This is a genomic window from Dyella sp. AD56 (assembly GCF_002878475.1).
Classification (GTDB): domain Bacteria; phylum Pseudomonadota; class Gammaproteobacteria; order Xanthomonadales; family Rhodanobacteraceae; genus Dyella.
Genome location: NZ_NRDP01000018.1, coordinates 17,701 through 36,177 on the forward strand (window position 1 = coordinate 17,701; position 18,477 = coordinate 36,177).

General features: G+C 62.7%; 4 protein-coding genes. All 4 read right to left on the reverse strand.

Features of this window, described 5'->3' with window-relative positions; translation table 11 throughout:
* Positions 1–29: 29 nt before the first annotated feature.
* Entirely contained in the window at positions 30–10,706 is a 10,677-nt protein-coding gene (locus DyAD56_RS13065) for a hybrid non-ribosomal peptide synthetase/type I polyketide synthase (RefSeq protein ID WP_102303212.1), read from the reverse strand.
* Positions 10,703–12,358: a cyclic peptide export ABC transporter gene (locus tag DyAD56_RS13070; protein ID WP_102303213.1), complete on the reverse strand. Its 1,656-nt coding sequence runs from the start codon at positions 12,356–12,358 to the stop codon at positions 10,703–10,705. The genes DyAD56_RS13065 and DyAD56_RS13070 overlap by 4 nt, the downstream gene beginning before the upstream one ends.
* Complete coding sequence (locus tag DyAD56_RS13075) at positions 12,355–14,859, reverse strand: M28 family peptidase (RefSeq protein ID WP_158241331.1); 2,505 nt, start codon at positions 14,857–14,859, stop codon at positions 12,355–12,357. Before DyAD56_RS13075 ends, DyAD56_RS13070 begins: the two co-directional genes overlap by 4 nt.
* A 54-nt stretch (positions 14,860–14,913) precedes the next feature.
* The coding region (locus DyAD56_RS23910) for a non-ribosomal peptide synthetase (protein WP_158241332.1) at positions 14,914–18,477 on the reverse strand (3,564 nt) is incomplete at its 5' end.

Below are 18,477 nucleotides of genomic sequence, written 5' to 3' on the forward strand. Positions count from 1 at the left end.
ATACGCAGTACCGTATAGAGCGCTAGAAATCACACATCATCTTTTTCCTCTTGGGCCAGCAGCGCGAGCAGCTCCTCACGAGACAGCGCATCCAGGCTATGCAACAAAGTCTCTGTGTCGGCTCCCAGGTACGTCTCGAATCGTGCTTCTGCAATCCTGCTGGCCATGGCATCCAAGGTGGTGGTGCGCATGAGCACGTCGATGGGCACCTCGACGGCGAAGGCATCGCGAACACGAAGCGATAGCTGAACCAGCAACAGCGAGTGTCCGCCCAAGGCAAAGAAGTGATCGTGTCGACCGACACGATCCACGCCCAGCAGCTCACTCCATAGCTGCGACAGCGCTTCTTCCACCTCACCCATCGGCGCCGCATAGGCTTCGCGGATCAGCGCATCGGCTTCCGGCGCCGGCAACGCACTGCGGTCCAGTTTTCCGTTGGGGGTCAGCGGCCAGGCGTCCAGACGTACATAGGCCGACGGCACCATGTATCCCGGCAACCGTCCCTGCAGGTGGTGGCGCAACGTTGTCGCGGTGGTCGACTCCTCGCCCTGCCAGTACGCCACCAGCGTCCGCTCGCCGCCCGCTTCACCGCGTGCCACCACCACCGCATCGCGCACGCCCGCGCATGCCTGCAGTGCCGCCTCGATCTCGCCCAGCTCGATGCGGTAGCCGCGTACCTTCACCTGAAAGTCGTTGCGACCCAGAAACTCCATGGTGCCATCCGGCCAGTACCGCGCACGGTCGCCTGTCCGATACATCCGCTCACCCGCCATGAACGGACTGGCCACGAACCGTTCCGCCGTCAGCTCGGGGCGGTTCCAGTAACCGTCCGCCAGACAGCCGCCGCCGATATACAAATCGCCCGGCACGCCCACCGGGCTCGGCTCGCCCCGACTGTCCAGCACGTAGTAACGCGCATTCCAGATGGGACGTCCGTACGGAATGCTCTTCCAGTGCCGCTCGACCTCGCCCACCCGATGGTAGTTCGACCACACCGTCGCTTCCGTCGCACCGCCGAGCGCGACCACTTCGCACTGCGGGAACGAGCGCCGCACGGCGTCGGGGAGCTCCAGCCCGATCCAGTCACCGCTGAAGAACGCCAATCGCAGCGATGGCGACACCACCTGCCCGTTCAGTGCGCTTACCAGCGCACCGAACACCGCCGGCGCGGAGTCCCAGAACGTGATCGAACCCTCGCTCAGCCATTGCACCAGCTTCGCCGGCTCACGAACTTCTTCCGTTCGCGCCACGTGCACGCTGCCACCGCTCCACAGCAAGCCGAAGATGTCGTACACCGACAAATCGAAACTCAGCGACGTCGTGAACAGCACCCGGTCCGACGGACCCATGCCGAATGTCGCCTGTACCCAGGCGAACAGGTTCACCGCCGGCGCGTGCCGGACCATGACGCCCTTGGGTCGTCCGGTCGAGCCCGAGGTGTAGATCACGTACGCCAGCGCCTGCGCGTCTACGCCGATCCCCGACGACGACGGGTTCCATGTCGCGTGACCGTTCCAGGCCTCCGGTTCGTCCACGCAGAGCACGGGAACCGACGACAATCCCTCCAGCTCGCTCAAGGACCGCTCGCTCAGCACCAGGCGCGGATCGCCATCGGCAATCGTCTCGGCTTGCCGCTGCGCTGGATGGGACGGGTCCATCGGCACATACGCCGCCCCCGCTTTCACCACACCCAGCACGGCCGCCACCATCCACGGGCCTCGCGTCAGGCAGATGCCCACCCGATCACCCGCCTGCACCCCGGCGGCCAGCAATCCGTGCGCGATCCGGTTCGCTCGCATGTTCAATGCGGCGTAACTCCACTGCTCTTCGCCGCACACCACCGCTACCGCGTCTGGCGACAAAGATACATGCCGCTCAAAACCGGCATGCATCACCTCTTCCGGATAGGCGTGGTCCGTCGCATTCCATGCGTACGTCACTTGATCGCGTTCGGTGGGCGTGAGCAGAGACGTTTGTTCCCAGGCTGCATCGGCATCGTTGGCGATGGACTGGAGCACCTGAAGATACGCATCAGCAATGCGCGTCACCTGATCATGACCGAAGCGAGTGCGATCGGCATCGAAGGTCAACGCAAGATCTTCTCCCGCACCGGAGAAAGTCGTAGACAATCCAAACCCGGTGGACTCGATCGTCTCGACATCGTTCACAAGAATCTGCGCAAACCCCGCCGCGACTGCGTCGCGGATGACGTCGTGGGCGTGAAAATGCACGTAGTTAAAAACGACATCCAGACGGGCGCAGTGTCCGTGCTCGGATAAAATGCGGAAATAGGGGTAATAACGGTGCTCGGCGAGCAAGTTCTCCTCTTCGAAGACCGCACGTACCCGATTCCTCCAGCTGTCCTGCCTGCTGGTCAAGCGCAGCGGGAGGGTGTTGAGAAACAAGCCCAGGGTTCGCTCACCGCCCGCCATTTCCGGACGTGTGTTGTACACCACGCCAGTCATTGGTGAAGCTGAGCCGCTCAACAGGCCTACGACGTGCAGGTGCGCCGAGAGCAGTACCGACCGCAATGGAACACTCAGCTCGGAAGCGAGCTGCGCCAGGCGCCTGGCGACGGGCGCTGGCACGCGAATAGTCAGGTTTCGCGCGTCACGGCCGGCCCAAGGGCCGGGCATATCCGGCAACAACGTGGGTTCGGCATCAGCCAGATAGCCAGCCCAGAACCGGGCATGCGCCGGGTTTTGCAGCGCACTCAGCTCTAACGATGCACCTGCCATCGGCGATACCGTCGCCAGCGGCATAGCTTCAAGGTTCGATCCACAGGCGCGAAAGTACTCGGTGAATACTTCGGACTGCATCATTGCCACGCTCCAACCGTCGAGAATGGCGTGATGAAAGCCAATGGTCAGCTGAATCTCAGACTCACCACGACGATGCACAAAAAATACGATCAGCGGCCCCTGATCAACTGTCCATGGCCGCGCCTGTTCGTCGGCCATGAAGTCGAGCAGTACGGCGTGCTGGCTCTCGGCGCTCAGGTGCCGAAGGTCGAAGCACTGCAGATCGATACGCGCATCGGCGCGCACGTATTGCCGCAATGCGCTGTCGCCGTGCAGATAGAATGCGCTTCGCAGCGATGGATGGCGCGCCGCCACGACATCGAGTGCGGTGCGCATAGCCTTTTCATTCCACTGTGGCAACGCGATGCGATACGAGAATATGTCGTGGTAGGTGCCCTGCTTACCGCCGAACGCACCATGGAAGATCATCCCTTGCTGCAGCAGCGTCGCACGCCACCCTTCCTGCGCGCCCTCTGGAAGCTCCGCCAACGGAACCTGGGCATCCGCCAACTGCCAGCCTTCGCCTGCTGCAGACATGTCAGCAGGACCATCCTCAAGCGAACGGGCGAGCGCAGCGACGGTGGGGTGGCGAAACAGGTCGATCACAGCAAATGCCAGGCCACGGCGACGCGCGTCCGCGATGACGACGATGCTCCGAATGGAATCCCCTCCGAGCTCAAAGAAATTATCGTCGACGCCAATGCGCTCCACCGGAAGCTGCAGGGCTTCCGCCCATATTTCAACAAGCGTGTGCTCTAGCGAACCGGTCGGCGCGCGATAAGCGCGGTACAGGAGCGCATCCTTGTCCGGCTCCGGCAGCGCACTACGATCCAACTTGCCGCTGGGAGTGAGCGGCCACTGCTCCACCCTTACGAAGGCTGTCGGAACCATGTAAGACGGCAATGACGCCATAAGTGAAGCACGCAGGAGCTCAACAGGCGTTTCGATCTCATCGGCTTCGAAGTACGCAATCAACTGCAGCTCATGCTCGCTTCCTCGCGCCTCCACAACCGCATCCCGCACGCCAGCCACGGATCGCAGTGCAGCTTCGACGTCGCCAAGCTCGATCCGATGACCACGAATTTTCACCTGAAAATCGTTGCGTCCGAGATAGTCGAAACCGCCATCGGTCCGGAGGCGGGCGACGTCACCCGTACGATACAGGCGACCGTCGATACCAAACGGATTGCGCATGAAGCGCTCCGTGGTCAGCGCTTCGCGACCCAGGTATCCCCGCGCGATGCTTGCTCCACCGATATACAGCTCGCCGGGCACGCCCACCGGCACATGCCTGCCCGCTCCATCGAGCACATGCAGTTGCAGATGCGGCAATGCCTCGCCTATCGGGCTGCCGTGCCCGCTTTCAATCGCCTTCCGCTGCAGGCGGTGATAAGTGGCATGCACAGTGATTTCAGTGATGCCATACATGTTGATCAACGCCACCCGTTCGGGAGGATGCCCTTCAATCCACGGATTGAGCATGCGCGGATCCAGCGCTTCGCCACCAAAAACGACGGCCTTCAATGCGGGCAAGACCTTTCTGCCGGCACCCGCTGCGATGAGCTGCCGGAACGCACTTGGCGTCTGACTCAGGATGGTTACTTGCTCGTTTGCCAGCAAATCAAGGAAATCGCCCGGTGAGCGCGCACATTCCCAGGATACGAGCACCGCACAACCGCCATATAGCAAAGCCCCCCACAGCTCCCACACCGAAAAATCGAAAGCGTAAGAGTGGAACACAGTCCACACGTCATCCGGACCGATGGCAAACATCGCTTCGGTCGCGTTGAACAACGCAGCGACATGCCGATGTTCAATCATCACGCCCTTGGGTACGCCCGTCGACCCGGAGGTGTAGATGACATACGCCAGATGCTCCGGTCGCAGCGCGACGACCGGGTCGTGCGTGTCTGTACGGGAGTACGTGTCCGCCACGTCCAGCACCCGTGCACCATCCACGCCCACCTGCTCGGCCGCTCCGCCCGCGCTCACCACCACCCTCGGCGCACTGTCGTCCAGCATCTGCCACACCCGCTCGCGTGGATAGCTGGGGTCTAGCGGAACGTAGGCGCCACCGGCTTTCAGAATGCCCAGCAGACCGATCACCAGCTCCACACCGCGGGGCGCGCACAGGCCCACACAGGTGTCCGGTGTCACGCCGCGCTCGATCAGCGCATGCGCGACCCGGTTGACCGCGTCGTTCAAGGCCGCGTAGCTCAGCGTCGTCTGGCCACTGCGCAGTGCGATCGCTTCCGGTGTCCGCGACACCTGTGCATGGAAACGCTCCACCAGCGTCCACGCATCGATCTCGGCCTGCAACGGCGCAACACGGCTTTCCAGCAGTTGCGACCGCTCCGCGTCCGTCAGCAATGGCAATGTCGCCACCGCCCGTTCCGGGTCTTCCGTCATCGCGCGCAGCAGCACCTCCAGATAACCCGACCAGCGTGCGATCGTCTGCGCATCGAACAGGTCGCTCGCGTATTCGATCGCACCGCTCAGCCCGGCGTCGCTCTCGCGCAGCGTCAAGGTCAGGTCGAACTGCGTCGCTCCGTGCGCCACGACGTAGCTCTCTACGTCCAGATCCGGCAAGACCAACGGCCGCTCCGGCGTGTTGTCCAAGCTCAGCAGACTCTGGAACACCGGGCTATGACTCAGGCTCCGGGCCGGATGCAGGGCCTCCACCACACGCTCGAACGGCACTTCCTGCCGCTCGTAGTTTTCCAGCACCACCGCTTTCGCCTGGGCAAGCAAGGACGACACCGTCATCTCGTCGGGCATGCGCATCCGCAACGCCAGCGTGTTGACGAAAAAACCGATCAGCCCTTCCAGCTCCACACGCGGCCGATTGGCCACGGGCGTACCGATGACCACGTCGCCCTGCCCGCTCAAGCGCGACAACAATGCACTCCAGCCAGCCAGCAGCGTCATGTACAGCGTGACACCGTGCGTTTGCGCCAATGCCCGCAGCCGTGCCACCAGCTCCCCATCCCACTGCACCGGAAACCGGCCACCGCGGTAGCTCTGTATCGCGGGCCGCGGACGATCGGTCGGTAGATCCAGCAGTGCGGGAGCATCATGCAGGTGGCTGCACCACGCCGCTATCTGAGCGGCGGCGGTCTCCTCGGACAGACGACTGCGCTGCCAGGCGGCATAGTCCGCGTACTGCACCGGCAACGTCGGCAACGGGTCCGGCTGACCTTGGACATAGGCTGCATACAGCGTCCCCAGTTCGCGTACCAGCACGCCCAGTGACCAGCCATCGGACACGATGTGGTGCTGCACCAGCACCAGCACGTGTTCATCCGCGACCAGCCGCACCAGCAGGGCTCGCACGGGCGGCTGCGCCGCCAGATCGAACGCCGATGACGCGAACTGCGCACACGCTGCCTCCAGTGCTGCGTCGCGCTCGGTGGCCGCCACACCGGACAGATCCTGCCGCATCAGCGCGATGGGTGACGGTTCCAGCACGACTTGCACCGGACCGGCCGGCGTCTCTTCAAATCGCGTGCGCAACGCTTCGTGCCGTTCCACGATGCGATCAAGCGTCCGCTGTAGCACGGCTTCTTCTAACTGCCCCCGCAACCGCACGCCGGCTGCGATGTGGTAAGCCGCACTCGCTGACGCATCCAGCCGATCCAGGAACCATAGCCGTTGCTGTGACCACGACAAGGGCAAGGGCTGCGTACGGTCTGCAAGGGCAAGGTCAGAGGACTGCCTGCCTTGCACAGCGTCCCACACAACCTGCGTCATGCCGGCAATGGTCGGCATGCTCAGCAAAGCGTGCAACGGAAGCTCGACACCGAAGTCCCGCTGAACGCGCGCAATGAGTTGCAGCGCCAACAAGGAATGGCCACCGAGAAGGAAGAAGTCTTCCTCGTCGCCAATCTTTTCACGGCCAAACAGCGCGTTCCAGATCGCATGCACACCCGTGAGGATCTGCGCGTGTTGCAGCGGCGGCCTGGCCATGTCGCCTGCGACAGCGGCCATGGAAACGGCGCTGTCCGGGCCGCCCGGCGCAACCAACAGCTGCCTGCCGTCAAACGTCAGGGCCGCATCAAACGCCTCCGCAATGGTCTGCGCATCCAGCGGAACACCGCCGTGCGCCGCTGCCATGCCAATGCCTTCCCAGCGTGACCAGTTGATCGACACCACACGCCTGCCAGCTCGCGAACGTTTCTGCGCATACGCATCGAGGTATGCATTCGCCGCGCAATAGCCTACCTGGGCAGCCATGGGCTTCAGTGCGTTCACCGATGAGCACAGCACGATAAGCGACGGCGCCTGCGGCAGCACTGCGTCGAGAGCGCGCAAGCCGGTGGTCTTGGGCGCCACTATGGGGGCAAGCCGCACAGGATCGGTGTTGCGGATCAGCCCCTCTCCAGCCGCACCTGCCGCGTGCAATACCACATCAACATGTCCGTATATGGAAACGGCGTCGGCCACGGCGTGCCGCATGGCATCGATATCAGTGATGTCGACCGGAAACAGCCGCACCTCGGCACCCCGGGCGCGCAGTGCATCCAAGCGCTGCTGTGTGAGTTCATCGCTGGCCATGCGCTGGGCGCGCGCAAACAGGCTCAGTCGCGGGCGCTCAACCCGTTCAACCAGATATTCTGCGAACGCCAGGCCAATGCCGCCTGTTCCGCCTAGAACGAGGTAGTGACCATCCTCGCGTAGCGAAGTCGGACCCGCCGTGGCATCGATCTCTTCAATATCCGGCACCCACGCGTGACGCCCGCGGAAAGCAACGCTTGGCGTCGAGGCGTCAAAGCCCGCGGCTAATGTCATCGCCAGCAGATGAGGTTCGGCAAGCATGCCGGCATCCGCGACCGCCTCCTCCGAGTCGATCCAGCGGCATGCAATTCGCGGGTACTCCAATGGCGAGACCTTGCAGAAGCCCGCCACGAGCGCTTGTACCGGGTCTTCGTGCTCACGCCCATCAACCGACTGCGCCGCCACAGTCAGTGTCTCGATCTCAAAGTGCTGACCGTTGCCACACTTGCCGAGTGCGCGAACCAACGCAATGGGTGCATGCAGGCACATCCGCTCAGCGAACGGTTCTGTGTCGCGGGCGCTCATGGCCCAGGCATACACGATTCGCGATGGCAAGCTCCCACTTGCGTCCAACTGCGCAATCAGCGCATCAATCGAGTCTGGCTGCGCAGGATCCAGTGCGAATCCATCGGAATGAAGGGGTGTCGCTGCAATTCCCGTTACGCTTTCAACGATGATCGGATGCCACCCAAGCGTACGAAGATATGAAAGCACTGGGCGATCCGCACCTGCCGGGTCGGCAAACCACAATACGTCCTGCGGCGCCCTGGCAGGCCGGTCCGCAGGAGATATGGGCATCCGTTTCCAGCCAGGCACCTGCAAGGATGAGTTGCCTCGGACATCACCTTTGCTCGAAATACCCGGCGGCGCGTCCGCCGGTGCTCGACCGAGTTGCCGCGGCGGAGCAACCCAATGCCTTTCGCGGGCGAATACATAGGTCGGTACCGGCGTACGGCGACGGTCGGCCTCTGGAATAGCCAGATCCCAATCGACCTGGTGACCGCGCGCCCACAGGGCCGCAAGTGTGCCACGCAGGGTTCCCAGGTCGGCCTCGTCGAGCCGCAAGGGGGCAGTTGGAAAGGCCTCGCGCGCGACGCCAGCAGCGCATGCGAGCGCTCCCATCGCAGCGCCAGGCCCCACATCTACGGGCGTGACTTCGCCAAGTGCAGCCAGTGCAGTCAAGCCCGTGGGAAATCCGACAGACCGGCTCAGAAGCGTCACCCAGTAATCGGCAGAGACGGCCCGCTGCGGATCCATCCATTGTCCGTCCAGGTTGGAAACGTAACGGCGAGATGGCGGCGACAGAGTCATTCCGCTGACTGCGGCGGCAAACTGCTCAAGACAGCGGCCGTGCTCGGCGAGGTTTGCGCCAGCCGTCAACCCGGCCTTCAGACGGCCGCGCGTGGCCAACAACCGAAGCGCGTCGTCACGACCCATGACACCCGCCAGGCATGCAGCGACGCACTCACCCATACCATGTCCGATCATTGCATCCGACTGCAGGCCAAACGATTGCAGCAATCGCGCGAGTGCGTAGCAAAGAACGAACACTACGGGCTCAGCGACGTCCATGCGGTCCAGCAAATGCGCCTCCGCATCGCCCCTCAACAGCAGTGACCGCAGGTCAGCGCTCAATAGCGGTTCAAGAGTGAAAATGCAGGCATCTACGTCTTCGCGAAAAGTCGGGTACGTAGCGTAAAGCGCGGCAACCATCGCCACGGGAAGCTGACCGATCTTCGCCGGAAAAAAGAAGACCAGCGGCGCCACCGACTCCGTATCGCAGGGAGTCGTCTGCTTCAGCAGCTTCAGCGCCATCGGTGCGTCTGTGGCGGCCACTGCGCAGCGGTGGCGAAACGTTTTTCGACCCGCACGCGTCGTATAGGCAGCTGCGCCAAACGCATCGCGCGATGCGGACAGATAATGCCCCATGGCCTCCATTGCGCTACCGAGCGCCTCTGGCGTGCGTGCAGACACCAGCCATGGCTGCGCCAGCGTGGACAGCGCCTTGGCCGGTGATCGCGGGGGAGATTCCAAGATCACATGTGCGTTTGTGCCGCCGATGCCAAACGAACTAACGCCGGCTCGGCGTACGCCGCCGCGCAGCGGCCATGGCTCAGGTGCCAAGGGAAACCAGAATGGGCTACCGGCCATGTTGATGTGCGGACTGACCGTGCGCAGAAGCGGATTGGGCGGCAGTTTTCCATGCGAGACAGCCAGCGCGGCTTTTATGAAACCGGCGATGCCAGCGGCAGCCTCGAGATGTCCGATATTGGTTTTCACCGCACCCAAGGCGCAATAAGGTGCCGCGGCATCGCCGAACGCCTCACGCAAGGCGGTGATCTCGATCGGATCACCCAGGGCTGTACCAGTACCGTGCGCCTCGACGTAGCCGATCGTGCCAGGCCTCACACCGGCCACGGCCATGGCCTCGCGTATCACGGCTGCCTGACCTTTCACGCTGGGTGCGGTGTAGCCGGTCTTGTCATGACCGTCATTGTTCACCGCGCTTCCAAGGATGACGGCATGGATATGATCGCCGTCGGCGAGTGCACGCTTCAGCGGCTTAAGCACAACAACGCCCACGCCATCTCCCGACACCGTACCGCTGGCGTCAGCGTCGAAGGGCCGGCAATGACCATCCGAGGACAGAATGCCTCCCGCGACGTAACGATACCCTCGTGGCTCAAGCGTGCGCACCGAAACTCCGCCGGCCAGCGCCATGTCGCATTCGCCGGCCAACAAGGCCTGACAGGCCAGGTGCACGGCTACCAGCGAGCTGGAGCATGCGGTCTGAACGGTCACTGCGGGTCCCTGCAAGCCCAACTTATACGCTGTGCGCGTAGCCAGATAGTCCTTTTCGTTGCCGATGGACAGGCCCAGTGCGCCGATGGATTCCATCAGATCGCCTTGGTGCGCCAGGCGTTCCAGGAAGTAGACATTGGACGAAGCGGCGGCATAGACGCCAACAGCTGACCGATGGGTATCGGGCGCATAACCGGCGTGCTCCAGTGCCGTCCATGCGGTTTCCAGAAAAAGGCGTTGCTGCGGGTCCGCGGCACGCGCTTCCAGTGCGCTCATGCCAAAAAACTCGGCATCGAAGGCTTCGATTCCGTCAAGAAGACCGCCACGCCTCACGTATCGCGGGTGGGCGAGATCTTCTTCGGAGACGCCGGCCGCGCGCAACTCACTATCGTCGAAGTCGCGTAGCGATTCGGCGCCGGCTACCACGTTGGCCCAGAAAGCCTCCAAGTCATCGGCGCCAGAAAAACGTCCAGCCATCCCGATGATGGCAATCGTGGCGTCCTGGTCGTTTCCCCGGATATCCGCGATGGAATCTTGTTCGGCGCTCATTTCGTGTTCCGTACGAAACTTATGGAGGCCGGCATGACTGCAGAAGGCGTGCCGGACGCAATGTGCCCATACTCAAGTCGAACCAGCCGATCGGCGACGTCAAAAAAACGGTCGTCGTGGCTAATCACAATCAGCGTTTTACCGGCCGCTTTCAGCTCCGGCAAAAGCTCCAGGTAGAAATAGCGACGGAATTCAACATCCTGGTCGGCAGCCCATTCGTCGAACAGGTAGACATTGCTGTCTTCCATATACCCTTGTGTCAGGGCTAGCCGCTTCTTCTGTCCCTGCGACAGATCAAGTGTGCTGAACCGACCATCGGTGACCGTTACCTTGCCGTGCAACCCAAGCTTATCCAGCAGTGCGTCGACACTTGCCTGCGGCGGAGTCTGTCCCTTTCTGTCCAGCAGATCTTCAAATATCCAGTAATCGGCAAATACCGCAGTGAAAAGCTGCCTGAACTCGGCAATGTCGTCCGATTCAAGGACGTGATCATCGATACATATTTCGCCGCGATCGGGCACCAGCATGCCAGTCAACAACAACGCCAACGTAGATTTACCGCTGCCGTTACCGCCGACGATGAAAACCATCTCGCCCCGGCGGATCTCCAGATCGACCGGTCCGAAAGTGAAATCTCCGTCGCTGTCCGGATAGCGATACTCCACCTGGCGCAGACAGATGCGCGACCATCCGGAAAACCTGCCCGCCTCAAGCCTGCGGGCGACAGGTGCGTCTACAAAGGCAGGGCCAAGCGTCTTCAGGTATCGGGTGCTGCTTCTTCCGGCGACGATGTGGCGGATAGCTGCAATCAGGCTGCTGATGGGCCCGATAAGGAACAACGAACCAATGACGAAGCGAGCCACTACCCCCGTGTCCTGCGCGAAGTACGCGCGGCCTGCACAGGCGACCGCAAGGATGGCGGCATAGATGATCGCCGTATTCCAGACTTCGGTGTAGCCAAGCCAGCGGTTGGCTACACGCAAGGATTGCTCATTGTCCCTGATAGCTTTACCCAACACCTGCTCGGAAAAATGGTCCGCTCGTGCTGCATTGAGCGCCAACTCCTTCTTGGCCTCGGCAATGGCACGAAAGTATCGAAACAGGCGATTCTCGTCCGCACGAATGCGTTCGAAAAATCGCTCTGTCCGGTGCAGGATACTTAGTGCGCAGGTGACGCTAACCAGCACAAAGCCGAGCAATATCGCCAGCAGTGGCAACGACAACCAGGCCAGATAGATCAAGCAGAAAACGGCCACCAACAAGTTGAATAGCGCCTGGGGAAGCACAAGCAACATTTGCGCTATACGCGTGACATCCACCACCAGGGCGCCTACGACACGCTCGCGATACGTCATTAGCCGCGCATAGTCCAAGGCCAGGAATCGCCTCGAAAGCTGTGCGCGCAGGTCGGATATCACGGCCGCACCAAAACTCGCCTGGCAAGTTTGGGCTGCAACGGAAAACACGAGCATGGCAATCAGGCTGCCCAGCGCTGGCAGCAATGGCACCTGTGATCCGGGAGTGCCCAGCCCCTGGCCCGCTATGCTGCCGATCTGCGTGATCAAGGCGATAGAAGCCAGCGCACCGGACGCAGCCAGCACGCTTGCCAGGGCGAGCGGACCACGATGGCGGACGATCGTTTCCCTGATCATGGCGCCGGCCCGGCGAGGCTCGCTTCCAATGGGATGCGCGTCACCGTGATTGTGGAATCGGAGTACGGGTGGCTCTGGGGCATCAGGACGACAGGGCGCGGAGGCAACGTCAATCCTGCTGGCAGGCCGTAATCCAGGCCCACGGCCAGCAAAGCATCCGGCAGAGGACCGGGGCCGATATCGAGCGCCATGTCGACGTCGGCGTCAGGCAGCGCAAAACCGCGGATGCTTCGAGGCCACTGCTCAAAACCGCCGTTGGACAGTCCTTTAATCGTTTTGCCAGCGATCTCTACACCACGCACATCCACGCCTTTAGGCAGATATAGCGCCAACGCATCGCTGCCCCCGTGCGCGTGAAGCGTCATGTGAAGGCGACGGATGTCCCCTTGCGACTCGACACCCAGCACGTGAACACCGATCTGGGAAGCAGGCGCTACTGCGCCGTCCTTTGCACTCAAAGGAGCACAGCGCGTTGCTCGCCATACTTCGGGTGCGTAGTTGTTCTGCTGCAATGCGTGTACCGATGAACCCATGGCCTCGCGCTTCCACGCATCGTCAAGCGCGTCGATCGTCGCGAGGCAATCGGCGTGTTGAATACCATCGTGCAGCACGAAAACACTGTTGGGTTGCGGATGGCGAACATCGAAAGGCGAGCTCAACACGAGTACAACCCCCACGATCCCGCCCAACACAGCCAGGGCCGAACCGATCGTGGTGGACCGCGAGTCAAGCCAGGCCTGGATCGACAACGCGAACAGCAGCAACATGGGCACGACGCCTATCGCAGGCAGTCGCGCGCCCAGGCCCAAGTCGAGGCTTTGCGCCAATCCCGCCAGCACGATGGCCGAGAACAGCGAAGCCAACGCCAGCAGCAAGGTTTCCGATAACCCCGGAGAAGTTGTCCCCAAAGACTTTCCGATCGCACGCGATATTGCGAACGCCAGTAGTGGCCAAACAAGGACATTGGCCGCACCGGGAAAGAACACCACCAACGCCCATGCCAGCACGAGAAGCCACAGGTAGGCGCCACGCACGAGTGCTGCCTTGCTTAATGGCTTGCGCAACAACACCCAGCAGAGCGCTCCCGACACGAGCCCCGGAAGGAATAGCGAGCCCGCAAGGAGCATGGGCAGCGACGCCAAGGCGACAACGAGGAGCGCCCATGGCCAGCGCAAGCCTTTGCGTGTGGCACCCAATAGGCTCATCGTTATGCCGATCGCTATCAGACACCAGGCGATGAACCATTCCGTCTGACGGGCCGATACGGCGCGCAACATCACACCGGGCCAATAGTCCTGATGCAGTGCCGATGAGAGGCTGATCACTATCGTGATGGCGGTGCAGATCGTCACCAACAGACCTAGCGTGGCGCGTGCAGTCGCAACCACGCCGATGGGCGGCGCCGTGGAACGGCTGCGCCACAACGCGAATCCAAACAACGCGGTGGCCAATGCAAGAGCTGCGGATTCAAGCCACGCAGGATATTCAAAGAATGCTCTGGAGGTGACGTTCATGTAGCTCTGTTCTTTGTCCACTCCCCTAACGCCTGCGGGTGCACTCAGTGCGGCGCGCATTGCTGCGACAGCCTGGTCCCCCATGTGCTGCAATGAATCGGGCGCAAGGTTCGCAGCGGTATCGGACGGCGAGTGGTAGTCAAAATAGCCGTCGATGAAGGCGAAGTTCAGCCCCGGCAACCCATGTTCGAGTGCGATGCTGAAATCAGTATCGTTCGGCATGCGCTTGAAGATTTCTTGCTGATACGAGTTGGCGACAGGCGCGGTATCCGCCAGCGTATGCAGTAGCGAGGCACTGCCTGGCCCCGGCTGGAACATAAGGGCGGGACCGCGGCTGCCGCGGGCATCGAAATTCAGCACAGTGCCTACGTGCGGCGCGAGCGGATCCTGCGAGAAGAAGGCACGTGCTCCCATCAACCCGAGTTCCTCGCCGTCGGTCAGGAGCACGATCAGGTCGTGCCTGCGTACCCCTTTGTCCAACGCCGCCGCAATTCTTGCCGCCTCCAGCACGCTGGCCACGCCTGCGCCATCATCGGCAGCACCCGGCCCCCAAGGCGTGGAATCGTAGTGAGTCATCAAGAGGACCGCTTGCGCTTTCCCCGTTTCTTCGTTCGCACCTGGCAGAACGCCGACAACATTTTCAACCCAGGCGAACTGGGATGGGCCGAGCGATAGTTCGCGCTGCACCCGTACATCGAATCCCATCGCGCGCAGCTGCGCAACAAGATAGTCGCGAACGCGTGCATTGGCTTTGGTGCCGGTGGGATGCGGTTGTTGCGCAATCTCCCGCACATGCGTCATGGCTCGGTCAACCGAGAAGGTGCCAGCGGCGGCCATTCCTTCTCGCACCTGTGGCGGCCCGGACAACCAGGACGACAAGGCCATGCCGATCACAATAGATACGAGCCCGATCAGCGTACTCCACCACTCCAGGCCCTTTGCTTTGCCTGGCCGCTGCGACGTCCCTACCCCTTCGCTCACCTGCATTTGCATTCTCCCCAGAAAGCCATAGCGACTGCGCCTACGGACGCATCCACGTTTTCAATCTTCGAGTTCGGTGGCACGCTCAGATTCGATTGGGCGTCCGCGTCTCCGCAGCAATGCTTCGCGGCGCAGCTCCCCACGGCGATCGCTATCCGCCAGGCGACCTACTCCGCGATTGCCGTCTCGCATGAACGTTGCCAACTGCGCCACCGTGGTGTGCATGAACAAATCCACTATGTTCAAGCGATGTCCCAGCTGTTGCTCGATCATGACCTGTAGCCGTACGACCAGCAACGAGTGTCCGCCCAAGGCAAAGAAGTGATCGTGTCGACCGACACGATCCACGCCCAGCAACTCACTCCATAGCTGCGACAGCGCTTCTTCCACCTCACCCATCGGCGCCACATAGGCTTCGCGGATCAGCGCATCTGCTTCCGGCGTCGGCAACGCACTGCGGTCCAGTTTTCCGTTGGGGGTCAGCGGCCAGGCGTCCAGACGTACATAAGCCGACGGCACCATGTATCCCGGCAACCGTCCCTGCAGGTGGTGACGTAACGTTGTCGCGGTGGTCGACTCCTCGCCCTGCCAGTACGCCACCAGCGTCCGCTCGCCACCCGCCTCGCCGCGTGCCACCACCACCGCATCGCGCACACCCGCGCATGCCTGCAGCGCCGCCTCGATCTCGCCCAGCTCGATGCGGTAGCCGCGTACCTTCACCTGGAAGTCGTTGCGACCCAGGTAGTCCAGCGTCCCGTCCGGACGCTGCCGCACCAGATCACCGGTTCGATAGACCCGGCCTTCACCGATGAAGCGATCGGCCAGGAATCGCTCGGCGGTCAATGACGTGCGATGCAGGTATCCCCGCGCCACACCAGCGCCGCCCAGCCATAACTCGCCGACGACACCGGGCGGCACCAGCTCGCCGTGTTCATCCACCACGTACGCCCGCGTGTTGGCGACCGGCACACCGATGCCCGGCACAAACCCGCTCGCCCGCGGCATCCGTTGCCAGGTCGAGTACGTCGTCGTTTCCGTCGGGCCATACAGATTGGCCACCCATGCGGCCGGGGTCTGTGCAAATACGCGCTCCACCAACTCGCGCTTGAGCGGCTCACCGGCCAGGTTCACACCACGTACGCTCGTGGGCAGGCCGCCGGCATCCAGCAGCGCTTTGAGGACTGACGGCACGGTGTTGATCAGCGTCGCACCGTCCAGTTGCTCGCCCGCACGCACCAGGTCTTCCACCAGCACCACGGTCCCGCCCTGGGTCAGCGGCACCCACAGTTCGAAGGCCGCCAGATCGAAGTTGATCGACGTCGAACATACCGTGCATGCCAGGTCTTCTACCGCGAAGTTTTCGTGGGCCCAGGCCACCAGGTTCACGATGCTGCGGTGCTCGATCGCCACGCCCTTGGGCACGCCCGTCGAACCGGAGGTGTAGATGACATACGCCAGATGCTCCGGTCGCAGTGCGACGACTGGGTCGTGCGTGTCCGTGCGCGAGTACGTGTCCGCGACGTCCAGCACCCGTGCACCGTCCACGCCCACCTGCTCGGCGGCCCCCTTCGCACTGACCACCACCCTTGGCGCACTGTCGTCCAGCATCTGCCACACCCGCTCGCGTGGATAGCTGGGGTCTAGCGGAACGTAGGCGCCACCGGCTTTCAGAATGCCCAGCAGACCGATCACCAGCTCCACACCGCGGGGCGCGCACAGGCCCACACAGGTGTCCGGTGTCACGCCGCGCTCGATCAGCGCATGCGCGACCCGGTTGGCCGCGTCGTTCAAGGCCGCGTAGCTCAGCGTCGTCTGGCCACTGCGCAGTGCGATCGCTTCCGGTGTCCGCGACACCTGTGCCTGGAAACGCTCCACCAGCGTCCACGCATCGATCTCGGCCTGCAACGGCGCAACACGGCTTTCCAGCAGTTGCGACCGCTCCGCGTCCGTCAGCAATGGCAATGTCGCCACCGCCCGTTCCGGGTCTTCCGTCATCGCGCGCAGCAGCACCTCCAGATAACCCGACCAGCGTGCGATCGTCTGCGCATCGAACAGGTCGCTCGCGTATTCGATCGCACCTTCCAGGTGATCGCCCACTTCCATCAGCGACAGTGAAATATCGAACTGTGTCGTGGTGTGCGGCATCGACAACGACTCGACACGCAAGTCCGGCAGGTCCATGGCCGTGACACTGGCTACGTTGTCCAGCACAAACAGGCTTTGGAAAATAGGTGAGTGGCTCAATGATCTGCTTGGCTGCACGGCATCTACAACGCGATCGAATGGCAGATCCTGATGCTCATAGGCGGCCAAGGCCGTTTCGCGCGTAAGCGACATGAGCGATGACACCGTCATCTCGCCGGGCGTACGCACGCGCAACGCCAGCGTATTGACGAAAAACCCGATCAGCCCTTCCAGCTCCACACGCGACCGATTGGCCACAGGCGTACCGATGACTATCTCGGCCTGACCGCTCAAGCGCGACAGCAGTGCACTCCAGCCAGCCAGCAACGTCATGTACAGCGTTGCATCCTGCGCCTGCGACAACGCACGCAGTCGCCCGGTCAACACGGCATCGAGATGCAATGCATGGGTGCGACCGGCGTAACTCTGCACCGCCGGTCGCGGCCGATCCACCGGCAAGCTCAGCAGCTCCGGCGCTCCTCGCAACTGCTCTCGCCAGTATCGCGATTGCGTCTCCCACCGCTCTCCCGTCAGCCAGCCGCGTTGCCACACCGCATAGTCCGCGTACTGCACCGGCAGTGCAGGCAGCGGATCGCTCAAGCCCTGCGCGTAGGCTCCATACAACACGCGCAACTCTTCCACCAGCACGCCCAGCGACCAGCCGTCCGACACGATATGGTGTTGCGTCACCAGCAGCACGTGCTCATTCGGCCCCAGACGCAAGAGGCGCCCACGAATCAGCGGGCCGCGTGACAAATCGAAGCGTTCCTGCGCCTCCTCCCGCGCCTGCTCCTCCCGTGCGGCTTCTCGGGCCGGCATCTCCAGCGTGGACAGGTCCACCCGGCGCAAGTTGAAGTCCGACCCGGTCTCGATCTGCTGCGCTGGTTCACCGTCGATCTCTACGAACCGTGTCCGCAGCGCCTCATGGCGCTCCACGATCCGGCTCAGCGCCCGCTCCAATGCCACCTCGTCGAGCCGCCCGCGCAACCGCAAGCCCGCCGCCACGTGGTAAGCCGCACCGGCCGCGGCATCCAGCCGATCCAGGAACCAGAGTCGCTGCTGCGACCACGACAACGGCAACCGCCCTTCCCGCGCCGTCGGCACCAGTGCCGGCAGACGGGCATCGTTGCTCGCATCGATGCGTTGGGCCTGACCTGCCAGGGTCGGTTCGGCAAAGACATCGCGCAGCGCCAGCTCTATGCCAAAGCGCTCCTGCACCCGCGCTTGCAACCGCACGGCCAGCAACGAGTGTCCGCCCAAGGCAAAGAAGTGATCGTGTCGACCGACACGATCCACGCCCAGCAACTCACTCCATAGCTGCGACAGCGCTTCTTCCACCTCACCCATCGGCGCCACATAGGCTTCGCGGATCAGCGCATCTGCTTCCGGCGTCGGCAACGCACTGCGGTCCAGTTTTCCGTTGGGGGTCAGCGGCCAGGC